Origin of the sequence: Saccharothrix sp. NPDC042600 (assembly GCF_040647305.1) — a bacterium.
GTDB classification, from domain to species: domain Bacteria; phylum Actinomycetota; class Actinomycetes; order Mycobacteriales; family Pseudonocardiaceae; genus Actinosynnema; species Actinosynnema mutabilis.
This window is the reverse complement of the sequence record NZ_JBEZBW010000063.1, coordinates 18,765-40,802: the sequence shown is the minus strand read 5'-3', so window position 1 is coordinate 40,802 and position 22,038 is coordinate 18,765. Positions and strand designations below refer to the sequence as shown.

General features: G+C 72.3%; 22 protein-coding genes. 9 read left to right on the top strand and 13 right to left on the bottom strand.

Features of this window, described 5'->3' with window-relative positions:
- Nucleotides 1-40: 40 nt before the first annotated feature.
- Nucleotides 41-763 carry a class I SAM-dependent methyltransferase gene (locus AB0A74_RS29320; RefSeq protein WP_358254414.1) on the bottom strand — a complete coding sequence of 241 codons (723 nt, stop codon included), beginning with the start codon at nucleotides 761-763 and terminating at the stop codon, nucleotides 41-43.
- Between the two features lie 34 nt (nucleotides 764-797).
- Here AB0A74_RS29320 and AB0A74_RS29315 point away from each other — a divergent pair, with 34 nt between their 5' ends.
- Genes AB0A74_RS29315 through AB0A74_RS29300 form a run of 4 tightly spaced genes read left to right on the top strand, consistent with a single transcriptional unit; the run spans nucleotide 798 to nucleotide 4,080 of the window.
- Complete coding sequence (locus AB0A74_RS29315; RefSeq protein WP_358254413.1) at nucleotides 798-1,637, top strand: ParA family protein; 840 nt, start codon at nucleotides 798-800, stop codon at nucleotides 1,635-1,637.
- Nucleotides 1,634-2,269 (top strand): LysE family translocator, encoded by a 636-nt coding sequence (locus tag AB0A74_RS29310; RefSeq protein ID WP_358254411.1) that lies wholly within the window; start codon nucleotides 1,634-1,636, stop codon nucleotides 2,267-2,269. The genes AB0A74_RS29315 and AB0A74_RS29310 overlap by 4 nt, the downstream gene beginning before the upstream one ends.
- A complete protein-coding gene (locus AB0A74_RS29305) occupies nucleotides 2,256-3,050 on the top strand; it encodes a DNA-formamidopyrimidine glycosylase family protein (RefSeq protein WP_358254409.1) in 795 nt (264 codons plus the stop codon). Before AB0A74_RS29310 ends, AB0A74_RS29305 begins: the two co-directional genes overlap by 14 nt.
- Nucleotides 3,051-3,060: 10 nt before the next feature.
- A complete protein-coding gene (locus tag AB0A74_RS29300) occupies nucleotides 3,061-4,080 on the top strand; it encodes a quinone-dependent dihydroorotate dehydrogenase (protein WP_358254408.1) in 1,020 nt (339 codons plus the stop codon).
- Here AB0A74_RS29300 and AB0A74_RS29295 read toward each other — a convergent pair.
- The gene (locus tag AB0A74_RS29295) at nucleotides 4,077-5,327 is read right to left on the bottom strand and encodes a solute carrier family 23 protein (RefSeq protein ID WP_358254406.1); all 1,251 of its coding nucleotides are present in this window, start codon (nucleotides 5,325-5,327) and stop codon (nucleotides 4,077-4,079) included. The two genes, AB0A74_RS29300 and AB0A74_RS29295, sit on opposite strands and share 4 nt — an antisense overlap.
- Before the next feature lie 249 nt (nucleotides 5,328-5,576).
- Between AB0A74_RS29295 and AB0A74_RS29290 the strand changes: the two genes are divergently transcribed.
- Nucleotides 5,577-6,431: a MerR family transcriptional regulator gene (locus AB0A74_RS29290; RefSeq protein ID WP_358254404.1), complete on the top strand. Its 855-nt coding sequence runs from the start codon at nucleotides 5,577-5,579 to the stop codon at nucleotides 6,429-6,431.
- A 275-nt stretch (nucleotides 6,432-6,706) separates the two neighbouring features.
- On the opposite strand, the gene AB0A74_RS29285 is transcribed toward AB0A74_RS29290, so the two are convergent.
- The 6 genes from AB0A74_RS29285 to rimO form a co-directional block, all read right to left on the bottom strand.
- Entirely contained in the window at nucleotides 6,707-7,495 is a 789-nt protein-coding gene (locus AB0A74_RS29285) for a hypothetical protein (RefSeq protein ID WP_358254402.1), read from the bottom strand.
- A gap of 14 nt (nucleotides 7,496-7,509) precedes the next feature.
- Entirely contained in the window at nucleotides 7,510-8,361 is an 852-nt protein-coding gene (locus AB0A74_RS29280; RefSeq protein WP_358254400.1) for a PspA/IM30 family protein, read from the bottom strand.
- A 327-nt stretch (nucleotides 8,362-8,688) separates the two neighbouring features.
- Nucleotides 8,689-9,111 (bottom strand): helix-turn-helix transcriptional regulator, encoded by a 423-nt coding sequence (locus AB0A74_RS29275; RefSeq protein ID WP_343934525.1) that lies wholly within the window; start codon nucleotides 9,109-9,111, stop codon nucleotides 8,689-8,691.
- Between the two features lie 156 nt (nucleotides 9,112-9,267).
- The gene (locus tag AB0A74_RS29270) at nucleotides 9,268-9,741 is read right to left on the bottom strand and encodes a CinA family protein (protein WP_358254398.1); all 474 of its coding nucleotides are present in this window, start codon (nucleotides 9,739-9,741) and stop codon (nucleotides 9,268-9,270) included.
- Complete coding sequence (gene pgsA / locus AB0A74_RS29265; protein ID WP_358254396.1) at nucleotides 9,738-10,322, bottom strand: CDP-diacylglycerol--glycerol-3-phosphate 3-phosphatidyltransferase; 585 nt, start codon at nucleotides 10,320-10,322, stop codon at nucleotides 9,738-9,740. The genes AB0A74_RS29270 and pgsA overlap by 4 nt, the downstream gene beginning before the upstream one ends.
- Nucleotides 10,319-11,692, bottom strand: a complete 1,374-nt coding sequence (gene rimO / locus AB0A74_RS29260; RefSeq protein ID WP_358254430.1) for a 30S ribosomal protein S12 methylthiotransferase RimO — start codon at nucleotides 11,690-11,692, stop codon at nucleotides 10,319-10,321. The genes pgsA and rimO overlap by 4 nt, the downstream gene beginning before the upstream one ends.
- Before the next feature lie 166 nt (nucleotides 11,693-11,858).
- On the opposite strand from rimO, the gene AB0A74_RS29255 reads away from it, so the two are divergent.
- The 3 genes from AB0A74_RS29255 (at nucleotide 11,859) to AB0A74_RS29245 (ending at nucleotide 13,893) form a co-directional block, all read left to right on the top strand.
- Complete coding sequence (locus AB0A74_RS29255) at nucleotides 11,859-12,359, top strand: amino-acid N-acetyltransferase (protein ID WP_343934528.1); 501 nt, start codon at nucleotides 11,859-11,861, stop codon at nucleotides 12,357-12,359.
- Between the two features lie 62 nt (nucleotides 12,360-12,421).
- The gene (locus tag AB0A74_RS29250; RefSeq protein ID WP_358254394.1) at nucleotides 12,422-13,255 is read left to right on the top strand and encodes a MerR family transcriptional regulator; all 834 of its coding nucleotides are present in this window, start codon (nucleotides 12,422-12,424) and stop codon (nucleotides 13,253-13,255) included.
- A 212-nt stretch (nucleotides 13,256-13,467) separates the two neighbouring features.
- The gene (locus AB0A74_RS29245; protein WP_358254392.1) at nucleotides 13,468-13,893 is read left to right on the top strand and encodes a phospholipase; all 426 of its coding nucleotides are present in this window, start codon (nucleotides 13,468-13,470) and stop codon (nucleotides 13,891-13,893) included.
- A 13-nt stretch (nucleotides 13,894-13,906) separates the two neighbouring features.
- Here AB0A74_RS29245 and AB0A74_RS29240 read toward each other — a convergent pair whose 3' ends face one another.
- Nucleotides 13,907-16,318 carry a DNA translocase FtsK gene (locus tag AB0A74_RS29240; RefSeq protein WP_358254390.1) on the bottom strand — a complete coding sequence of 804 codons (2,412 nt, stop codon included), beginning with the start codon at nucleotides 16,316-16,318 and terminating at the stop codon, nucleotides 13,907-13,909.
- Nucleotides 16,319-16,451: 133 nt separating this feature from the next.
- Between AB0A74_RS29240 and AB0A74_RS29235 the strand changes: the two genes are divergently transcribed.
- Nucleotides 16,452-17,231 (top strand): lysophospholipid acyltransferase family protein, encoded by a 780-nt coding sequence (locus AB0A74_RS29235; protein WP_358254388.1) that lies wholly within the window; start codon nucleotides 16,452-16,454, stop codon nucleotides 17,229-17,231.
- Between the two features lie 46 nt (nucleotides 17,232-17,277).
- Here AB0A74_RS29235 and AB0A74_RS29230 read toward each other — a convergent pair whose 3' ends face one another.
- Genes AB0A74_RS29230 through AB0A74_RS29215 form a run of 4 tightly spaced genes read right to left on the bottom strand, consistent with a single transcriptional unit; the run spans nucleotide 17,278 to nucleotide 21,966 of the window.
- On the bottom strand, nucleotides 17,278-18,957 hold the full coding sequence (locus AB0A74_RS29230; RefSeq protein ID WP_358254386.1) for a ribonuclease J: 1,680 nt from the start codon (nucleotides 18,955-18,957) through the stop codon (nucleotides 17,278-17,280).
- Nucleotides 18,954-19,859 (bottom strand): 4-hydroxy-tetrahydrodipicolinate synthase, encoded by a 906-nt coding sequence (dapA, locus tag AB0A74_RS29225; RefSeq protein WP_358254384.1) that lies wholly within the window; start codon nucleotides 19,857-19,859, stop codon nucleotides 18,954-18,956. Before dapA ends, AB0A74_RS29230 begins: the two co-directional genes overlap by 4 nt.
- Nucleotides 19,860-19,907: 48 nt before the next feature.
- Nucleotides 19,908-20,528, bottom strand: coding sequence for a TIGR03085 family metal-binding protein (locus tag AB0A74_RS29220; protein ID WP_358254382.1), 621 nt, complete (start codon nucleotides 20,526-20,528; stop codon nucleotides 19,908-19,910).
- Nucleotides 20,529-20,538: 10 nt separating this feature from the next.
- On the bottom strand, nucleotides 20,539-21,966 hold the full coding sequence (locus tag AB0A74_RS29215) for a serine/threonine-protein kinase (RefSeq protein ID WP_358254380.1): 1,428 nt from the start codon (nucleotides 21,964-21,966) through the stop codon (nucleotides 20,539-20,541).
- Between the last annotated feature and the right edge of the window lie 72 nt (nucleotides 21,967-22,038).

Below are 22,038 nucleotides of genomic sequence, written 5' to 3'. Positions count from 1 at the left end.
CGACGCCCCCGGTGGGTGGATGGCCGCCCGCGGCCGGGGGTCAGGCCGGCTTGCGGGCCAGGACGTGCAGGCGGGCGGCCACGTCGCGCAGCGGTGGGCGGGTGGCCGCGGCCAGTTCCAGCTCGGCCAGGGCGTCCGCCGCGCCGGGGTTCGACTCCAGGACCGCGCCGGGGACCAGGTCCGCCACCACGCCGTGCCCCTGCAGCAGCTCGATCTTCAAGCCGGCGTCCAGGACCAGCGCCTCCAGGCCCGCCACGTCGAAGCGGCGCTGGACCGGCTCCCGGGAACCCGCAAGCTGGCCCGCCTCGTCGTCCAGCAGCCTGCGGGCGTCCACCAGGCGGCCGGCGATGGCCCGGTGCAGCACGGCCGCGTAGCGGTTCGCCACCAGGATCGACACCGCCGCGCCGGGGGCCGCCGCCGCCGAGAGGGCGGCCAGGGCCGCCGGGGCGTCGTCCACGACCTCCAGCAGGCCGTGCCCGAGGACCAGGTCGGCCGAGGCGTCCGCGTCCAACGCGTCGGTGTCGCCCTGGATGGCCGTGATGCGGTCCAGGACGCCCGCCTCGGACGCCCGTCGGTTCAGGGTCGCCAGGGCGTTCGGGCTGGGCTCGACGACGGTCACCGTGCAGCCCGCCACGGCCAGCGGCACGGCCCACACGCCGCTGCCGCCGCCCACGTCGAGCACCCTGGGGGGTTCGCCGCCGCGGCGGTCGCGTGCGGCGGCCAGCTCGGTGTCGAGCACCCTGTGTACGGCGTCCGGTCGCATGGACGTAGAGCCTAGAGACCGTAGGCTGCACCCCGTGCATACGGTGGCGGTGCTCAGCCTCAAGGGTGGCGTGGGCAAGACGACGGTCGCTTTGGGTCTCGCGTCGGCCGCGCTCCGGCGCGGCGTCCGGACGCTGGTCATCGACCTGGACCCGCAGTGCAACGCCACCTCGACGCTGGAGCCCGAAGACACCGACGCCAGCATCTACGACGTCCTCCGGGAACCCACGGTGGACAAGCTGCGCGCGGCCGTCTCGACCAGCGCCTGGGGTGACGGCGTGGACGTGCTCTCGGGGTCCGAGGACGCCGAGCTGCTCAACCACCCCGATCCGGGCGAGTCCCGGCTGGGGCGGCTGCGCGAGGCGCTGCGGGTGCTGGCCGAGGAGGACGAGGAGCCCTACCAGCTCGTCCTGCTGGACTGCCCGCCGTCGCTGGGCCAGCTCACCCGGTCGGCGCTGGTCGCGGCCGACCGCGCGTTGCTGGTGACCGAGCCCACCATGTTCGCCGTCGCGGGCGTGCAGCGGGCGTTCGAGGCGGTCCAGGCCGAGCGCGCGCACAACGCCGACCTCCAGCCGCTGGGCGTCGTGGTCAACCGCGTCCGGCCCCGTTCGCACGAGCACCAGTTCCGCATCGACGAGCTGCGCGACATCTTCGGCCCGCTGGTGATGCCGGTGGCGCTGCCGGACCGGCTCGCGGTGCAACAGGCGCAGGGCGCGTGCATGCCGATCCACGAATGGGGCACCCCGGGGGCGCGGGAGGTGGCGTTGGCGTTCAACCTGCTGCTGGCGCGGATACTGCGGATCAGCCGCAGCCGCCGCCGGCCGGTGCACGCCGACTTCGACGACGAGGAGATCCAGGAGGCGGTGGAGGCGTGAGCACGACCGCCCTGCTGGCGTTCACGGTCGCCGCGCTGCTGCTGACCATCACGCCGGGCCTGGACACCATGATGCTGTTGCGCATGGTGCTGGGCGGCGGGCGCAAGGCCGGGATCGTCGGCGGGTTCGGCACGACCCTGGGCTGCCTGGTGTGGGGTGCGGCGAGCATCGCGGGCCTCACGGCGCTGCTCGTGGCGTCCCGCTTCGCCTACGACGTCGTGCGGTACGCGGGCGCGGCCTACCTGCTGTGGCTGGGCGGGTCGGCGCTGTGGCGGTCGTGGCGCGGGCGGGGGGTCGAGCGGCCCGCGGACGCCCCGGAGATCACGCCGGGGCAGGCGTTGCGGGTCGGGTTCACCACGAACCTGCTCAACCCGAAGATCGGCGTGTTCTACCTGTCCCTGCTGCCGCAGTTCCTGCCGACCGCCGGGGACCCGACGGGGTGGGCGGCGCTGCTGGTCGGCGTGCACGTCGGGCTCGGGCAGGTGTGGCAGCTCGGTGTGGTGTGGCTGGCCGGGCGGGCGGCCGTGGCGCTGACCAGGCCCCGCGTCCGGCGGTGGACGGAACGGCTGACCGCGTCCGTGCTGGTCGGCTTCGGCCTCAAGGTGGCGTTCGACACCGGTGCCCGAGGGTGACACGGTCTTCCTGACCGGCCGGCGGCTCAACGAGGCGCTGGCCGGGAAGACGCTGCTGCGCGCGGAACTGCGCCACCCGCGCCTGTCCACTGTGGACCTCGCCGGGCGGGAGGTCCGCGAGGTGGCGACGGTCGGCAAGCACATCCTCACCCGGTTCTCCGGCGACCTCACGCTGCGCAGCCACCTGCGCATGGACGGCTCGTGGCACCTGTACCGGCCGGGCGAGCGCTGGAAGCGGCCCGGTCACCAGGTGCGCGTGCTGCTGGAGGTCCCGGAGCGGTTCGCGGTCGGGTTCAACCTGCACGACCTGGAACTGGTGCCGACCGACCGCGAGGACACCCTGGTCGGTCACCTCGGGCCGGACCTGCTCGGCGACTGGACCCCCGAAGCCGAGGCGGAGGCCGTGAGGCGTCTCACGGCGCAGCCCGACCAGGAGATCGGCCAGGCGCTGCTGGACCAGCGGATCATGGCCGGCGTCGGCAACGTCTACAAGTGCGAGGTGTGCTTCCTGATGGGCGCCTCGCCGTGGAGCAAAGTGTCCGACGTGGACGCTGTGAAAGCCGTCAAGCTGAGCCGGAAAGTGTTGCTGGCCAACGCGAACACCGTCTTCCGCAACACCACCGGGCTCATGGGTCGCGGCAAGGAGTCCTGGGTGTACGAACGGGCCGGCCGGCCGTGCTTCCGCTGCGGGACCAAGATCCGCGCGGCCGGTCAGGGACCGGGCGTGCAGGAGCGGCCGACGTTCTGGTGCCCGCGCTGCCAACCGGGGCCGATCGCTTAGAGTTGCCGCCGTGGTCTACAAGAGCGTGGTGCGCAACGTCCTGTTCCGGATGCACGGCGGGGACGCGGAGCGCATCCACGAGACCACCCTGCGGGCGTTGAGCGCCGTCAGCCCGCTGGCGAAGGCGGTCCGCCGCAAGCCCGCCGCCGAGCGCACGGTGTTCGGCGTGCGGTTCCCCAACCCGGTCGGCCTGGCCGCCGGCCTGGACAAGAACGGCCGCGCGCTGCCCGCGTGGGGCGCGCTGGGGTTCGGGTTCGTCGAGGTCGGCACGGTGACCCGGCACCCGCAGCCGGGCAACCCCAAGCCGCGCCTGTTCCGCCTGCGCGACAGCGAGGCGATCATCAACCGGATGGGCTTCAACAACGACGGCGCGCTGGAACTGGCCAACCGGCTGGACCGGCTCGGGCCGCTGTCGGTGCCGCTGGGCATCAGCCTGGGCAAGTCGAAGGTGACGCCGGTCGAGGAGGCCGTCGAGGACTACCGCGCCTCGCTGCGCGCCCTGTACCGGCACGGCGACTACTTCGCGGTCAACATCAGCTCGCCCAACACCCCGGGCCTGCGCAGCCTCCAGGACCGGGGCGCGCTCACCGAGCTGCTGTCCGCGCTGGACGAGACGTCCGGCGAGCTGGCCGGTGCGGGCCGGCGCAAGCCGCTGCTGGTCAAGATCGCGCCCGACCTGACCGACCAGGCGATCGGCGAGGTGCTGGAGGTGTGCTCGGCGCACGGGGTGGCCGGGTTGATCGCCACCAACACCACCCTGTCGAGGGACGGGCTCACGCCGGCCGACCAGCCCAGGGCGGCCGAGGCGGGCGGGTTGAGCGGCCGTCCGCTGGCCGTGCGGGCGCGCGAGGTCGTGCGGTTCGTGAGCCGGGAGACCGACGGGAAGCTGCCGGTCATCGGCGTGGGCGGGATCTTCGGCCCGGACGACGCCAAGGCCATGTTCGACGCCGGGGCGAGCCTGGTGCAGGTCTACACCGGGTTCATCTACGAGGGTCCGGGGCTGGTGCGCCGGATCGTCAAGGCGCTCTAGGGCTGGGCGGGGCGCGCGGCGCGCAGCCAGCGCATGATCGGGTGCAGGATCACCACGAGCAGCGAGCCCCAGACCAGGCCGCCCAGTTCCAGGTCGCCCAGCTTCAACGTCAGGTCGCCCACGCCCGCCACCAGGGCCGCGCCGCCGACCAGGGCGTTGCCGGGGTTGGTCAGGTCCACCCGGTTGTCCATCCAGATCCGCACGCCGACCAGGCTGATCAGGCCGAGCAGGACCAGCGTCGCGCCGCCGACCACGCCCGCCGGGATGGTGGCCAGGGCCGCGGTCGCCTTCGGCGAGAACGCCAGGAGCACGGCGAACATGCCGGTCACCGCGTAGGCGGCCGTGGAGTACACCTTCGTCACGCCCATGACGCCGATGTTCTCCGAGTACGTCGTGGTGCCGGTGCCGCCGCCGAAGCCCGCCAACGTGGTGGACAGGCCGTTGGCGATGATCGAGTCGCCGACGCTGCCGTCCAGGTTGCGCCCGGTCAGGCCGCCGACCGCCTTGACGTGGCCGACGCTCTCCGCGACCAGGACGATCACCACCGGCAGGACCAGCAGGGTCACCGACGGGCGCAGCTCCGGCGCGTGGAAGTCGGGCAGGCCGACCCAGGCGGCGTCGCCGACGGCGTCGGTGTTCACCACGCCCAGCACGAAGCCGAGGACCCAGCCGACGACCACGCCGAGCAGCACCGAGAACCGGAAGAACAGGCGCCGGCCCAGCACGCCGCACAGCAGGATGATGCCCATCGTCACCACGGCGGGCAGCGGCTGCTCGGAGAACGAGTCGGTGGCCCGGTGGGACAGGTTGAGGCCGATGAGGATCACCACGGCCCCGGTCACGACCGGCGGCATCACCGACTCCAGGAGCCGGACGCCCAGGGCCTTGACCGCCACGCCGAGGATGATCACCAGCAGGCCGGCCGCGACGACCCCGCCGAGCTGGGCGGCGACGCCCTCGCTGCGCGCGGCCTCCAGCGGGGCGATGAACGCGAAGGACGCGCCGAGGTAGCTGGGGACCCGGTTGCGGGTGATGAGCAGGAACAGCAGCGTGCCCACGCCGGAGAAGAGCAGGGTGGTGCTGACGGGCAGACCGGTGGTGGCGGGGACGAGGATCGTGGCGCCGGCCATGGCGGCCAGGTGCTGGGCACCGAAGCCGATGGTGAGCGGCCAGCTCAGCCGCTCCTCGGGCGCGATGGCGTCACCGTCGGTGGTGCGCCCATCGCCGTGCACGGTCCACAACGCCACTCAATGCCCTCCCCGGCGACCCGGCCGAACGCCGTTGTCCGACCCACGGATCCTGCCACGCCATGTAGTGGGCGAGGCCAGATAACAGTCTGATAATCACACGATTGCAGCAAGGGATACCAGGCCCACTGCCACTTCAGCTCAACTCGACTACGCAACGTGATCCAACACCCGTTCGTGCGGATGGCCCCATGATGGCGCGACCGGGAACTTGACCTTCCACCAGGGGGAGGACCCAGGGTGGACCCCATGAGCGGCGACAACTCCCTCACCATCGGTGACCTCGCGCGACGCAGCGGCCTGTCGGTCAAGGCGGTCCGGTTCTACGCCGATCGTGGGATGGTGCCGCCGACGCACCGCGGACCGACCGGCCACCGCCGCTTCGACCACGCCGCCGCTGCCCGTCTGGACCTCGTTCGGACGCTGCGCGCCCTGGACGTGGACCTGGCGACCATCCGCCGCGTGCTGGACCGGGAGACGACCGTCGCCGAGGTCGCCCAAGCGCACGCCGACGCGCTCGACGCCCACCTCCGGGTGCTGGTGCTGCGCCGGGCGGTGCTGCGGAGGTTGGCGACGAACCCCGAGGAGATCGACGTGGTGCACGACCTGGCCCTGCTGTCCGCCGACGCCCGTCGGGAGTTGGTAGCGGGTTTCGTGGCGGAGGTGTTCGCCGGCCGGCCGGGCGTGGAGGGCGTCGCGCGGACCCTGACGCCCGAGCTGCCCGACGACCCGGAGCCCGCGCAGGTGGCGGCGTGGGTGGAGTTGGCGGCCCTGACCCGGGACGCGGACTTCCGGGCGCTCCTGGCCCGTCTGGCGGCCCGCTACGGGCACGGTGGGCTGCGGCCCGACGCGGTGGCCGTGGTCCGCGACCGCGTGCGCCCGCTGCTCGCGCTGGACCCGACGACACCGGAGGCGGGCGAGGTGGTCGCGGAGATCACCGACCGCTTCGGCGATGGCCTGGTCGAGCACCTGGAAGCCGCGAACGACCCGCGCCGCGAGCGCTACCTGACCCTGTTGGCCCAGATCAACGGCTGGGCCGCGCCGGAGAGCACCCGAGCCGAGGTGAGCTGGTTCCTCCGCGCCTCCCGCCACCACACGCGGTGAACTGTCGGTGCCGCGTGCGACGATCGAGCCGGGGGCCGGAGGCCGCGCCCAAACACGACGAACCGCCCGCCCCGCGCTCGACTCACGCCGCCCGCGCCGCGCTCGACGCAAGCCGGCCACACCGTGCTCAGCGCAAGCCGGCCACACCGTGCTCAGCGCAAGCCGGCCACACCGTGCTCAACGCAAGCCGGCCACGCCGCGCTCGACGCAGGCCGCCCGCGGCACACGACGCCAGTCGTCCAGCCGGCCGCGCGCCCCGGCAACAGGCGCCGGGCTCAGTTCCAGCGGGGTAGGTCGCGCATGGCCGAGGCCAGGCCGGCCAGGTGGTCGGTCGCCTCGCCCAGCACCTGCCGCGGGTTGGACGCCGTGCTCTCCGCCAGCACCCGCCCCGCCGCCGCCACCAGCCCGCAGTAGCCGTCCACGCCCTCGTCCAACTGCTCCCGCAGCCGCCGCACGCCCTCCACCAGCGGCGCGCGGTCCAGGGGCGGGGCCGTGTCGCGGGCGCGTTCCACCGCCTGCAACTGCTGGGACACCGCGCGCAGGGCCGACGCCGCCTCCGCGCCGGTCGCCCGCGCCTGCACGACCGAGTCGGTCGGCACGGACGTCAGCGCCGCCGAGTCGATCTGGTGCAGCAACTCGCGCAGCGTGTCCTCGGCCTCTTCCAGGCGCTCCATCGGGGCGCGGGCCGCCGACGACCGCGCTGGCAGGGGCGTGCGCACCGGGGCGATCGCCAACTGCTGCCGGGCCGTGTCGATCTCGCGCATCCTGGCGCGCGTGCGCAGCGCCAGCACGCCCGTGCCCGCCGCGCCGCCGAAGGCCACCACGGCGAAGGCCGCGTGCAGGCCCACCGCCAGCGCCAGGCCACCGACGACGGTCAGGATCGACAGCACGATCAGCCAGAACGTGAGCGCGCGGCTCGACCGGCGGTAGCGCCGGTCGAGCTTCGCGCGCGGGTCGTTCCACGCGGCGAACCGCCTCTTGACCTGGTCCGCGAGTTGACCTTGCAGCTGGGCGCCGACGATCTGGGCGATCTCGCCCGCCGCCTTCCGCGCGGGGTGCTCCATCGCGGACCCCACGCTCAGCTCTGGCTCGCGGGCGGGTTCTGCTGCGGCGCGTTCTGGGCCTGCTGCACGCGCTGCGCGATCTCCTGCTGGATGCTCGCCGCCGCGCTCTGCGACTGGCCGCTGGTCACCTCACCGGCGACCTGCCCGCCGCGCATCGACGCCCGGATCTGCTCCAGCCGCGACGAGCCCGCCATCTGCGTGGTGGACTGCTGGACCTCCAGCATCCGGCCCTGCACCGAGTTCTGCGCCAGCTCCGCCGACCCGAGCGCCGTGGTGTAGCGCTTCTCGATCTTGTCGCGGATCTCGTCCAGCGACGGCGTGTTGCTCGGCGCGGCCAGCTCGGTCATCTGGCGCAGCGAGTTGGACACCTGCTCCTGCATCTTCGCCTGCTCCAGCTGCGAGAGCAGCTTGGTGCGCTCGGCGAGCTTCTGCTGCAGCACCATCGCGTTGCGCTCGACCGCCGCCTTGGCCTGCTGCGCGGCCTGCAGGGACTGGTCGTGGAGCGTCTTGAGGTCCTCGATGCTCTGCTCGGCCGTCACGAGCTGGGTCGCGAACGACTGGGCCGCGTTCTCGAACTCCTGCGCCCGCTGCTCGTCGCCCTTGGCCCGCGCCTCGTCGGCCAGGACGAGCGCCTGGCGCGCGGACGCCTGGAGCTTCTCGACCTCACCGAGCTGCCGGTTGAGCTTCATCTCCAGCTGGCGCTGGTTGCCGATCACGGCGGCAGCCTGCTGCGACAGGGCCTGGTGCTGCCGCTGCGCCTCCTCGATGGCCTGCTGGATCTGCACCTTCGGGTCGGCGTGCTCGTCGATCTTGGACGAGAACGCCGCCATGAAGTACTTCCACGCCTTCACGAAAGGGTTGGCCATCTCCTACGCCTGCCTTCTCCGCACTTCCCTGGCTCGCGCTCGTGACTGGCAACGACCCGGTGCCGGTGTTGGTTCCATCGTGTCAGTTGTCCCGTGCCGCTTCCACCGACCTGGGGAGATATCCGGGTTCACCCTGAGTCACCCCTGAAACTTCGGCGTCGACATGGTCATCCTGCCGCTCCTGTGCCGGGGTGGACGCGGCGACCCCGCCCCCGGTTGCCAACTCGTTGCAGTGTGACGAAACCCATGCCGGGACGCAGCGCCGGCGCGCATGCGACGAAGCCGAGCCGGTGTGCCCGGCTCGGCTTCGAACGAGTGGTGCTCGGCTTACGCCGCCACCACGGCGCCGCGCGGCTCGATCGACGTGGACAGCCGGTGCGTGAGCATCGGCTGGATGCGCAGATCGGACAGGTCGTTGCCGATGACGGTGGGCACCAGGGTGCCGCCTTCGAGGCTTGGCGCGGTCGGACGCTCGGTCCGCTCGGCCAGCTCCGCGGGCGTGGGCACCGGCTGCGTCACCGCGCCGATGTCCGACGCGACGAGGTGCAGCAGCTCCGACAGGGGCAGGTCCAACGCCTCGCAGATGGCGGCCAGCAGCTCGCTGGACGCCTCCTTGCGGCCACGCTCCACCTCGGACAGGTACCCCAGGCTCACGCGGGCGGTCCTGGAGACCTCGCGCAGCGTGCGGCGTTGGGTGGTGCGGGCATGGCGGAGCCGATCACCGATCGCCTCGCGTAGCAGCACGGTCATCGCGCGCCTCCTTCCGGCCGGCCGTGCCACCACGTTACCGACCCGTCCCGTCGACGGGCAGTGACTTCGATGCACGTCCGCCACAAGCGAACGACCGAACCGGCCCCGTTGTTCCCGCGGGGCCGTCCCGGTGTGACCGGGATTGCGCTGCTCAAGTCACGCCTGAGCGATCTTCAGGTGGTCCTCCAGGAGATCGAGCGCCGCGATCACGGAAGCGTGGCGGACTTCGTGACGATCACCACCGACAGTGATGGTTTCGACCGCTGAACCGGACGGACCGGACAAACCGATGTGGACCGTACCCGCTTCGACCCCGTCCTGCGGGTCGGGCCCGGCCACCCCGGTCAGCCCGAGGCCCCACGTCGCCCCGCAGCGCGTCCGAGCGCCCTCGGCGAGCTGCCGGGCCACCTCGGGGTGCACCGCGCCGTGCTCGGCCAGCAGCGCCGCGTCCACGCCCGCCAGGGACGCCTTCAGGTCGGTCGCGTAGACCACGAGCCCGCCGCGCAGCACCGCGCTGGCCCCCGGCACGGTGGTGATCTCGGCGGCCACCAGCCCGGCCGTCAGCGACTCGGCGGTGGCCACGGTCTCCCCCCGCGCCTTGAGCGCGGCGACGACGTCCACGGCGCTCACGCCCCGGCCACCGCCCTCTTCCCGCGGGCGCGCAGCCGGAACGCGCGCACCACGTAGTCCACGCCGGTCACGACCGTGAGCACGACCGCCGCGTACATGGTGACCACCGCGACCAGCTCCAGGTTCGCGGGCAGCGGCAGCAGGTAGAGGCCGATCGCGACGATCTGCACCAGGGTCTTGGCCTTGCCGCCCCGGCTGGCCGGGATCACGCCGTGGCGGATCACCCAGAACCGCAGCAGCGTGATGAACAGCTCGCGCACCGCGATCACCACGGTGATCCACCAGGGCAGCTCGCCCAGCAGGCTCAGGCCGACCAGGGCGGCCCCGGTGAGCGCCTTGTCCGCGATCGGGTCGGCGATCTTGCCGAAGTCGGTGATCAGGCCGTGCTTGCGGGCGAGGTTGCCGTCCACGTGGTCGGTGACCGACGCGACGGCGAAGACGCCGAACGCCGCCAGCCGCCACCAGTAGGAGCGGCCGTCCTCGGCGAACAGCAGGTAGAGGAACACCGGCACGAGCACCAGCCGGGACATCGTCAGCACGTTGGCGATGTTCAGCACCGGCACGCGCGCGGGTTCTGTCACCTTTGGAGCACCTCGATCGCGGTGACCACCAGGTCCACGCCCTCGGCGGCGTCGACGCGGCAGCGCACCAGGTCACCGACCCGCAGGCCGTCGGCGTTGGTGATCACGCACTCGCCGTCGACCTCGGGCGCCTGGTGGGCGGCCCGGCCGACGCAGTCGTTGTCGTCGTCCTCCTCGGTCTCGACCAGGACGACGACCTCCTCGCCGACGCGGTCCTCCGCGCGCTGGGCGGTCAGCTCCTCGACCAGGTTCGAGATCCGCGCGACCCGCTCGGCGACGGTGTCGGCGTCGAGCTTGCCGTCGAGGGTCTCGGCCTCGGTGCCGTCCTCGTCGGAGTAGCCGAACACGCCCACGGCGTCCAGGCGGGCCTCGGTCAGGAACCGCTCCAGCTCGGCCACGTCCTCCTCGGTCTCACCCGGGAAGCCGACGATGACGTTGGAACGGATGCCGGCCTGCGGGGCGAGCGCCCGGATCTGCTCGATGAGCCCCAGGAACGACTCGGTGGACCCGAACCGGCGCATCCGGCGCAGCACGGCCTCGCTGGAGTGCTGGAAGGACATGTCGAAGTACTGGGCGACGTTCGGGGTCGTCGCGATGGCCTTGACCAGCGACGGCTTGGTCTCGGCGGGCTGCAGGTAGGAGACGCGGACGCGGTCCACGACCTGCGCCAGGCGCTCCAGCAGGTTCTCCAGGCCGCCCAGCTCGCGCGGCAGGTCCTTGGCGTAGGAGGTGGAGTTCTCCGAGACCAGGAACACCTCGCGCACGCCCTGCTCGGCCAGCCACCGCGCCTCGGCCACGACCTCGTCGGGGTGGCGGGACACGAACGCGCCCCGGAAGCTCGGGATGGCGCAGAACGAGCAGCGGCGGTCGCAGCCGGAGGCGATCTTCAGCGGGGCGACCGGGGTGTCCTCCAGGCGGGTGCGCAGCACGCGCGGGCCCCACCCGTGGCCCGGGACCTGCACGTCCTCGGCCGCCTTGGGCCGCTGCACGGGCGTGAGCGGCAGCAGCGTGCGGCGGTCGACCGGCTTGTGCGACTCGATGGTCTTGCCGTCCAGGACGTCGTCCAGGCGCTCGGCGAGCTTGTCGTAGTGGTCGAAGCCCAGCACGGCCTGGGCCTCGGGCAGGCTGTCGGCCAGCTCCACCCCGTACCGCTCGGCCATGCACCCGACGGCGACCACCTTCGCGCCGCTGTCGGCGGCGGCGAGCAGGGTGTCGACGGAGTCCTTCTTGGCCGACTCCACGAAGCCGCACGTGTTGACCACGACCACGTCGGCGTCGTCACCGTCGACCAGCTCCCAGCCGCCGGCGGTGAGCCGGCCGGCGAGCTCCTCGGAGTCGACTTCGTTGCGGGCGCACCCGAGGGTCAGCATGGCGACGCGCTTGGCCGTGGTGGGGGAAGACACGGTGCTCAGGGTAGCCGCCCCGGGTGTGAACGCCGGACGTCAGCGCCCAACTGCCGCTCACCCGATCACCGCCATCGGCGACCCCGATGCCCACGAGCGGCACGACGGGACCGCCGGGAGCTACGTTTGCACCGTGAACGACCCGATCAACGTGCGCCGGGCGCGCACCGGTGACGTGCGGGCCATGAAGGCGCTCATCGACCTGTACGCGGGCAAGGTGCTGCTGTCCAAACCGCTGGTCACGCTGTTCGAGGACATCCAGGAGTTCTGGGTGGCCGAGGAGGGCGGCGAGCTGCTCGGGTGCGGGGCCCTGCACGTGCTGTGGGAGGACCTGGCGGAGATCCGCACGGTGGCCGTGGCGCCGCAGGCGCTGGGGCGCGGGATCGGGCACCGGCTCGTCGGGCGGCTGATCGACACCGCGCGCGAGCTCCAGCTGTCGCGGGTGTTCGTGCTGACGTTCGAGACCGAGTTCTTCAGCCGGCACGGGTTCGTGGAGATCGACGGCACACCGGTGTCGCCGGAGGTCTACGAGGAGATCATGCGGTCGGCCGACGAGGGCGTGGCGGAGTTCCTCGACCTCTCGTACGTGAAGCCGAACACCCTGGGCAACTCGCGGATGCTGCTCCACCTCTGATTGTTCGAGTGTTCACTCGAACAGTGTTGACTCGTTGAGCCGCGCGCCGGAAGGATGGGCGCGTGCAGCTCACCGTGGACGAGCTGGCGGTCCGGGTCGGGCTGCCGGGCAGCACCATCCGCATGTACCAGACCAAGGGCGTCCTGCACCCGCCGCGCCGGCAGGGGCGGGTCGCCTACTACGACGAGTCCCACATCGAGCGGTTGACGCTGGTCCAGCGGTTGCAGGCGCGCGGGTTCTCCCTGCCCGCGATCGCCGAGCTGGTCAAGGCCCGCGAACAGGGCGCGAGCGTCGCCGCGGTGCTCGGCGTCGGGGACACCGAGGGTCCCGACGACTGGGTCCGCGTGCGGGTCCGCGACCTCAAGCGGCTGGTGCCGACCGGCGACATGCGGCCGGCCGTGCTGCGCCGCGCCATCCAGCTCGGGCTCGTGCGGTGGCGGCGGGGGTGGCCGCACACGCGGCGCTGGGCGCTGGAGGCCGGGAACCGGCTGGCGGGGCTGGCCGTGCCCGCCGAGGACGTGCTGGACCAGTTCGCCGGGCTGCGCCGGGCCACCGACGGCATCGCCGCGGACTTCGTCGAGGTGTTCGAGCGGCGGCTGTGGCCGCGGCTGGACGGCAAGTCCGCCGAGGAGGACCAGCTCGACCGGGTCCGCGCGCTGCTGGTGGAGCTGACCTACACCGCCGAGACGGTGGTCGTCGGCACGCTGCGCGAGTCGATCCGCGAGGCCGCCGAGGAGTTCGCGCGGCGGCACGGGCTGCTGCCCGGCGGCGACTTCCGACCCGCCTGGGCGGAGGAACCCGTGCCCATCGCCGAACGTCTCATCGACACCGAGAACGAGATACCGGACGAGACCACCATCCGCCGGTTCCTCGACCAGGGCGACGAGCCCTCCTGAACGTGCCAGGGGCGCACGAGCCGGTTCGGAGGGGTTCGGCTCGCGCGTCCGACGACGCGGCACGACGGTGCCCGGCGGACCGCGAGAGGCCCGCCGGGCACCGCGAACGTTCACCCGGTGTTGCCGTGGCGTGAGCCCATCGGGGCTGTCGGATGTCGATCAGCCACCGGTAGGAACGTTTTCACGGCCTTTCCTCACGAGGGGGAACACCTGTGAAAACCCTGCGCTCCGCCGCCACCGCGGTCCTGGCCACCGCCGCCTTCCTGCTCGGCGCGGGCAACGCCCAAGCCGCCATCGACGCGCCGGCCGTGACCGACGACTACCTGTTCAACCGCACGCTGGCCCAGTTCGGCTCGATCCGGTCGCAGGCCCCGTACGCCGACCAGCTCGACTGGTCCTCCGACGGCTGCTCCTGGTCGCCGGACAACCCGTTCGGCTTCAAGTTCCTGCCCGCGTGCCACCGGCACGACTTCGGCTACCGCAACTACAAGCGGCAGTCCCGGTTCACCGAGACCACGCGCCTGCGCATCGACGACAAGTTCAAGGCCGACCTGTACCACCAGTGCGCCGGGAACTGGGCGTGCAACCGGACCGCGGACCTGTACTACCAGGCGGTCCGCGAGTTCGGCGCGAGCTGAGACCGGGGGCGGGTCAGTCCTCGTCCGGGGCCGGCCCGCCCTTGATCAGGTACACCACCGAGTCCAGCTCGTCGGGCTTGATCAGCACCTCGCGCGCCTTCGACCCCTCGGAGGGGCCGACGACGCCGCGCGTCTCCAGCAGGTCCATCAGCCGGCCCGCCTTGGCGAAGCCCACGCGCAGCTTGCGCTGGAGCATCGACGTCGAGCCGAACTGGGACGTCACGATCAGCTCCGCCGCCTGCAGCAGCAGCTCCAGGTCGTCGCCGATGTCGGCGTCGATCTCCTTCTTCTCGCCCGCCTTCGCCGCGGTCACGCCGTCGGTGTACTCCGGCTGCGCCTGCAGCTTGGTGAAGTTGACGATCTCGGCGATCTCCTCGTCGCCGACGAACGCGCCCTGGATGCGCACCGGCTTGGACGCGCCCATCGGCAGGTACAGGCCGTCGCCCATGCCGATCAGCTTCTCCGCGCCGGGCTGGTCGAGGATGACCCGCGAGTCGGTCAGCGACGACGTGGCGAACGCCAGCCGCGACGGCACGTTGGTCTTGATCAGGCCGGTCACGACGTCCACCGACGGCCGCTGGGTCGCCAGCACCAGGTGGATGCCCGCCGCGCGCGCCTTCTGCGTGATGCGGACGATGGCGTCCTCGACGTCGCGGGGCGCGGTCATCATCAGGTCGGCCAGCTCGTCGACGATCGCCATGATGTACGGGTAGGGCCGGTACACGCGCTCGCTGCCCGGCGGCGCGGCGATCTCGCCGGAGCGCACCTTGCGGTTGAAGTCGTCGATGTGGCGCACCCGGTTGACCTGCATGTCCTGGTAGCGCTGCTCCATCTCCTCCACCAGCCAGGCCAGCGCGGCGGCGGCCTTCTTCGGCTGGGTGATGATGGGCGTGATCAGGTGCGGGATGCCCTCGTACGGCGTCAGCTCGACCATCTTCGGGTCGATGAGGATCATCCGGACCTCGTCCGGCGTCGCGCGGGCGAGCAGCGACACCAGCATCGAGTTCACGAAGCTCGACTTGCCCGAACCGGTGGAGCCGGCGACCAGCAGGTGCGGCATCTTGGTCAGGTTCGCCGTGACGAAGTGGCCCTCGATGTCCTTGCCCAGCCCGATGACCATCGGGTGGTTGTCCTTGACCGTGCTCGGCGAGCGCAGCACGTCGCCCAGCCGCACCATCTCGCGGTCGCTGTTGGGCACCTCGATGCCGACCGCGGACTTGCCCGGGATGGGCGCGAGCAGGCGGACGTTGTCGGTGGCGACGGCGTAGGCGATGTTCTTGGTCAGCGCGGTGATCTTCTCGACCTTCACGCCGGGGCCGAGCTCGACCTCGTAGCGGGTCACCGTCGGGCCGCGGGTGAAGCCGGTGACCTGGGCGTCGATGGAGAACTGGTCGAGGACGCCGGTGATCGCCTCGATCATCTGGTCGTTGGCCTTGCTGCGGGCCTTGGGCGCGTCGCCGTCCTTGAGGATGGTGGGCGGCGGGAGCTGGTAGTCGCCCTCGACCGCGCGCACGGCCATCGTCGGCTGCGGCTTCTCGGGCTCCGCCTTGGGCTTGGGCTTGGGGGTCGGGCGCGGTGGTGGCGGCGGCTGCTCCTCCGCGGGCGCCTCGTCCAGCGGGAGTTCGGGTTGCTCGTCGGTGACGGCGGCCTGGCGGCGGCGCGACGGGCGGCGCAACCGGGCCGGCTTCTCCTCCTCCGCCGGCTGCTCCTCCTCGCGCCCGAACCCTTCGAGCTGGTCGTCGGTCTTGCGGCCGGCGAGCAGCGAGCCGAGCTTGGCGGGCACCTCGCGGATCGGCAGGTGCGCCAGGACCAGCACGCCGTAGGCGAAGATCAGCACCAGCAACGGCCCGGCGACCCACGGCGTCAGGCCCTGGGCGAGGAACCCGCCGGCGAGGTAGCCCAGCGCGCCGCCCGCGCCGCGCCGCTCGACCGGGTCGGTCGGGAGCCCGCCGACGAGGTGGAACATGCCGAGGAAGCCGACCGCGACCAGCACACCGCCGATCACCAGGCGGGGCCGGGCCTCCGGCTTGGGGTCGGTGCGCATCAGCGTGACGCCGACCGCGAGCAGGACCAGCGGCACGATCATCGCGGGCGCGCCCACCGAGCTGCGCACGGCGACGTCCACCCACTGCCCCACCGGACCGCCGGCCTGCCACCACACGCCCGCGCCGGTGATCACGGCGGCGGCGATCAGCACCAGGCCGAGCCCGTCGCGCCGGTGCTCGGGGTCGAGGTCCTTGCCCCGGCCGACCGCGCGGACCACACCGCCCACGCCGCGGCCGAGCAGGCCCCAGGCCTTGCCGACCGAGCCCGATCCGGCGGGCTTGCGGGGTGCGGGGCGGGACCGGGACGTGCGCGCCCGGGGCTTCGACCCGCCTTTCCGGGTCGTGCCCTTGCCACGCGGGGATCCGGTTCGGCCAGCCATGGTTTCCAACGTTAGTCGCTCTGGTCCCACCGGCCCCAACGGTCACGGCAGGACGTGACTTGCGCTGCTCGTCGTCCATAGTTGCCCGGAATCGGTTACAGCCACACCTCGACACGCCGTAGCCTTCCCCGCTGTGTCCACACCACTGCTGTGGCGCGTGCTGACGACCATCGACCGCGGGTTCGTAGGTCTCAGCGGACGGCTGCAAGTCACCGGCGACATCCCGGCGGACCTCAAGGGCCGTCCCCTGCTGCTCGCGTCCAACCACATCGGCAACCTCGACCCGTTCGTCCTGATCGCGGCGTGCCGCGAACTGGGCGTGCACCCGCGCTTCCTGCTCGCGGGCGGCCTGCTCGACGCCCCGGTCATGGGGCCCGCGCTGAAGGCCTCCGGCCACCTGCGGGTGGACCGGGCGTCGGCGTCGGTCGGCGAGGCCTACCACCGGACGGTGGAGGCGTTGCGGCGCGGCGGCGACCCCATCGCGGTGTACCCGGAGGGCAAGATCAGCCTGGACCCCGGGCTGTGGCCCGAACGCGGGAAGACCGGGGCGGCGCGGCTGGCGTTGAGCGGTGGGGTGCCGGTGATCCCGGTCAGCCAGTGGGGCGCGCACGAGGCGGTGTGCTGGGGGAACACGCACGTGAACGGGTGGGCGGACTTCAAGCCCTACCTGACTTCCTACGTGCGAGGGCTGCGGCGGCGTCCGACGTTCAAGGTGCACTTCGGCGCGCCGGTGGACTTGTCGGACTTGCGCGACGGACGGCCGGGGGACGCGCGACGGGCGCACGAACGGATCATGCGGGCCATCACGGCGGGACTGGTGCCGTTGCGGCCGGACGAGCCCGACCTGCCGAAGTTCCACGACCCGACCCGGCCCACGACGGGCACCAGTCCTTGGCGACCCGAGGCGGCGTAGAACACCGTGCCGCGCGGCGAACGCTCGCCGCGCGGCACGGTGTCGGTCAGACCGGGATGATCGTCGGCACGATCATCGGGCGGCGGCGGTAGGTCTCGGCCACCCAGCGGCCCACCACTCGGCGGACCGCCTGCGCGATGCGGTGCGAGTCGGTGATGCCCTCGACCTCCGTGCGCGAGAGTTCCATCTCCACCAACGAGATCGCCTGGTCCAGCGCCTTCGGGTCGTCGGAGAAGCCGCGGCCCGACACCGTCGGCGGGGCCACCGCGCGGCCGGTGTTGGAGTCCACCGCCACCGTGATCGCGATGAAGCCGCCCTCGCCCAGTACCAGGCGGTCGGACAGGGTGGACTCGCCGACGTCGCCCACCGAGAGGCCGTCCACGTACACGTGGCCCACCTCCACGCGGCCGGTGATGGAGGCCTTCCCGTCTACCAGGTCCACGACCACGCCGTCCTCGGCGATCACCACCCGGTCCTCGGACACGCCCGTCGCCACGGCCAGCGCCGCGTTCGCCCGCAGGTGCCGCCACTCGCCGTGCACCGGCATGACGTTGGACGGCCGCACGGCGTTGTAGAGGAACAACAGCTCACCCGCCGGCGAGTGCCCCGACACGTGGACCTTCGCGTTGCCCTGGTGCACGACCGTCGCGCCCAGGCGGGACAGGCCGTTGACCACGTTGAAGACCGCGTTCTCGTTGCCCGGGATCAGCGACGACGCCAACACGATGGTGTCCCCGGCCCGGATCGAGATCTGGCGGTGCTCGCCGCGCGCCATGCGGGACAGCGCCGACAGCGGTTCGCCCTGCGAGCCCGTCGAGACGAACAGGACCTCGTTCTCCGGCATGTCCATGGCCTCGTTGAGGTCCACGAACAAGCCGTCCGGCACGCGCAGGAAGCCCAGCTCGGCCGCGATGCCCATGTTGCGCACCATCGACCGGCCCACCAGCGCGACCCGGCGCTTGTACTGCACCGCCACGTCCAGCACCTGCTGCACCCGGTGCACGTGCGAGGCGAAGCACGCGACGATCACGCGCTGGTTCGCCTTCCGGATCACGTTCTCCAGGACCGGGCCGATCTCCCGCTCCGGCGCGACGAAGCCGGGCACCTCGGCGTTGGTGGAGTCGACCAGGAACAGGTCCACGCCCTCGTCGCCCAGGCGCGAGAAGCCCGCCAGGTCGGTCAGCCGGCCGTCCAGCGGCAGCTGGTCCAGCTTGATGTCGCCGGTGTGCAGGATCAGGCCCGCGGCCGTGCGGATGGCGACCGCGACCGCGTCCGGGATGGAGTGGTTGACCGCGAAGAACTCCAGCTCGAACGGCCCGAACGTGCGGCGCTCGCCGTCGGCGATCTCCACCAGCGTCGGCGTCTGCCGGTGCTCGCGGCACTTCGCCGCCAGCAGGGCCAGGGTGAACCGCGAGCCCACCACCGGCAGGTCGGGCCGCAGCTTGAGCAGGAACGGCACCGCGCCGATGTGGTCCTCGTGCCCGTGGGTCAGGACCAGCGCGTCGATGTCCTCCAGGCGGTCCTCGATCGCCCGGAAGTCCGGGAGGATCAGGTCCACGCCCGGCTGGTCGTCCTCGGGGAACAGCACGCCGCAGTCCACGACCAGCAGCCGGCCGGCGTGCTCGAACACGGTCATGTTGCGGCCGACCTCGCCGATGCCGCCCAGTGCGACGACGCGCAGACCTCCGTCGGGCAGGGCGGGCGGGGGTGACGTCGGGTTGATCACGCGTTGACTCCCAGTTCGGCCGTGACAGCGGAGACGGCCTCGATGTCCTCGGTGGATGCGGGTACCAGGGGCAGACGTGGGTTACCCACGTCGAGGCCCTTCAGACGCAGAGCGGTCTTGGCGTAGGTGACGCCGGGCATGCGGGTGAACGGCCGCAGCAGGGGCAGCAGTTCGTGGTGGATCGTCCGGGCCGCGGCGACGTCGCCGGACTCGTACGCGTCGAGCATCGCGCGCAGCCGGTCGGCGGCGACGTGCGAGATCACGCTGACGAAGCCCACCGCGCCGACCGACAGCCACGGCAGGTTCAGCGGGTCGTCGCCGGAGTAGTAGGCCAGGTCGGTGGCCGCGATGACCTTGCTGCCCGCCGTCAGGTCGCCCTTGGCGTCCTTGACGGCCAGGATCCGCGGGTGCTCGGCCAGCCGCAGCAGCGTGTCCACCTCGATCGGGGTCACGGCGCGCGGCGGGATGTCGTAGAGCATCACGGGCAGGTCCGTGGCGTCCGCGACGGCCTTGAAGTGCGCCTCCACGCCCGCCTGGGGCGGCCGGGAGTAGTACGGGGTGACCACGAGCAGGCCGTGGGCGCCGGCGGCCTCGGCGGCGCGGGCCAGGTGGACGCTGTGGGCGGTGTCGTAGGTGCCCGCGCCGCTGACCACGGTGGCGCGGTCGCCCACGGCCTGCACCACGGCGCGGATGACGTCCGCCTTCTCGGCGTCGGTGGTCGTCGGGCTCTCACCCGTGGTGCCGTTGACGACCAGACCGTCGTTGCCCAGGTCGACCAGGTGTTTCGCCAGCTCCTGCGCCTTGTCCAGGTCCAGCGCCCCGGAGGCGTCGAACGGCGTGACCATGGCGGTGAGCACGCGGCCGAAAGGTCGGCCGGGTGAGGCGGTCGGGCATCCGGTCATGGCCAAACGCTACCGCCTGCGGTGCCCGCAACCCCCTTTGGGCTGGGCTTACACGCCCCGGTCGAGGCTCTTCACGGCGGTGACGGCGTCCCGGTCGCCGTCGTACTCGACCTCGGCGCGGGCCCGGCCGAAGGCGTGCATCAGCAGTTCCGAGACCTGACCGGACAGGATCACCGGGTTCGGACCGGCCTTCGCGGTCACCGCCCCGCCGTCCGGGCGGCGCAGCACGACGCCCACCGGGCTCGCGCGGTAGGTCAGCTTCGCCACCCGGGCCAGGCCCTTCCACAGGGCGGCGTCGCGGCGCGGGTCGGGCGAGCGGGGCGACCAGTCGTCGGCCGCGCGCCGCACGTCCTCGTGGTGGACGAAGTACTCGACGGTGTTGAGCACGTCGTCCAGCAGGGCGAACGGGGACCACGCGGGCGGGCCCGAGCGGACCAGGTCGACCAGCTCGGCCCACGGCTTGGCGGCGTAGTCGTCCTGGACGCGCTGGGCGTGCGCGGCCAGCGGCTTGGCCACGATGCCCAGGGCCGCGTCGAACCGGCGTTCGCGCAGGACCAGGTGGGCGGCGAGGTCGCGGGTGCGCCACGGGTCGCACAGGGTGGGCGCGTCCGGCCCGAGTTCGGTGAACAGGTCGCTGAGCAGCCTGCGTTCGTCCTGTGCGACGCCCATGCGCCCCACCCTACTTCTTGGCGTGCACCCGCTCGGTCAGCTCGACCCGGTTCTTGTCCCACAGCACGCAGAACACCTCGCGCGAGCCCTTGGACGCGGAGTAGCTCTCCTTCCACTCCGCCTGGGTCGGCACGACGGCGACGTAGCGCAGCTTGGCGTCCTTGCCCTCCAGCGGCACGCGGTCGGACTTGAAGACCAGCGTGCAGAAGTTCTCGGCGTACTTGCGCAGCCACTCCTCGCCCGGGTAGGCGACCTTGTCCGAGCTGCCGAACGGGCCGCCCTCCCAGTACACCTCGATGCTGTGCGCCTCGTCGCACTCGGCGCTGCCGACGCGGACCGACGGGGCGAGGAAGTTGTCGCCGCAGTAGCCCGCGTTGAGCTTGAACTCGGGCAGCGTGCCGCCGCTGCCGAAGGTGACGGTCTCGGCCATCGCGGCGGGCGGCTTGTCGGTGAACAGCCACCGGTCCACCATGACGCCGAGGACCAGCAACGCCACCGCGCTGATCGCGGCCACCGCCGTGAGCAGCGGTTTCAGCCACGGCTTGCGCTGCGGCGGGATGGTCGGCGGCTGGTACTGCATCGTGGGGCCGCCGGGACCGGCGAACCCGCTCGGCGGCGTCGGCTGGGCGACCGCGCGGTCGAGCATGGCGCGGGCCTGCGGGCCGGTGAGGCGGGCGTTCGGGTCGGGCATGAGCAGGCCCGTGATGACCGCGCCCAGCGCGCCGTGCGCCCTGGTCAGGCGCGGCATCTCGTTCATGATCGCGTGCAGCGTGGACGCGGTGGACGAGCGCTCGTAGGGGTTGAGGCCCTCGACGGCGTAGCAGAGCGTGGCGCCCAGCGCCCACAGGTCGGAGGCGGGCGAGGCCTCGTGGCCGTGGATGCGCTCGGGCGACATGTAGGCGGGCGAGCCGATGAGGCTGCCGCTGGTGGTCAGCCGCGGGTCGTCCATCGCCTGGGCGATGCCGAAGTCGGTGAGCTTGACCCGGCCGTTGGGCTGGACCATGAGGTTGCCGGGCTTGACGTCCCGGTGCACGATCCCGGCCTTGTGCGCGGTCTCCAGGGCGGACAGCGCCTGCAGGGCGATGGAGATCACGCGGTCCTGCGGCATCGGCCCGGACTGGGCGATGATCGTGGACAGCGTGGCCGCCTCGACCAGCTCCATGACGATGTAGGTCATGCCGTTCTCGGCGACCACGTCGAACACGGTCACCACGGCGGGGTCGTTGAGCCGGCCCGCGGTGCGCGCCTCGCGCAACACCCGCTCCTCCAGCACGCGGCGCTCCTCGGCCGCGATGCCGTCGGGCAGGTGCAGCTCCTTGATGGCGACCTGGCGCCCGATGACGTTGTCCTGCGCGCGCCACACCACGCCCATGCCGCCGCGACCCAGCTCGCCGAGCAGCGCGTACCTGCCCGCGATGACGCGTGGTTGGGCACTCACACCTTGTGGACCTGTCACCGCTGCGCAACTCCTCGAAGCCTGGAACGGCCGAACGCTACTTCAGACCGTCGC

Excerpts from the sequence above, each read along its gene's own strand:
- AB0A74_RS29275 (WP_343934525.1), bottom strand. The coding sequence starts at position 9,111 with ATGACCGTGCTGCTACGCGAGGCGATCGGTGATCGGCTCCGCCATGCC.
- rimO (WP_358254430.1), bottom strand. The coding sequence starts at position 11,692 with ATGCTGACCCTCGGGTGCGCCCGCAACGAAGTCGACTCCGAGGAGCTC.
- AB0A74_RS29240 (WP_358254390.1), bottom strand. The coding sequence starts at position 16,318 with ATGGCTGGCCGAACCGGATCCCCGCGTGGCAAGGGCACGACCCGGAAA.
- AB0A74_RS29220 (WP_358254382.1), bottom strand. The coding sequence starts at position 20,528 with ATGGGCGTCGCACAGGACGAACGCAGGCTGCTCAGCGACCTGTTCACC.
- dapA (WP_358254384.1), bottom strand. The coding sequence starts at position 19,859 with ATGACCGGATGCCCGACCGCCTCACCCGGCCGACCTTTCGGCCGCGTG.
- AB0A74_RS29285 (WP_358254402.1), bottom strand. The coding sequence starts at position 7,495 with ATGGAGCACCCCGCGCGGAAGGCGGCGGGCGAGATCGCCCAGATCGTC.
- AB0A74_RS29280 (WP_358254400.1), bottom strand. The coding sequence starts at position 8,361 with ATGGCCAACCCTTTCGTGAAGGCGTGGAAGTACTTCATGGCGGCGTTC.
- AB0A74_RS29290 (WP_358254404.1), top strand. The coding sequence starts at position 5,577 with ATGAGCGGCGACAACTCCCTCACCATCGGTGACCTCGCGCGACGCAGC.
- AB0A74_RS29320 (WP_358254414.1), bottom strand. The coding sequence starts at position 763 with ATGCGACCGGACGCCGTACACAGGGTGCTCGACACCGAGCTGGCCGCC.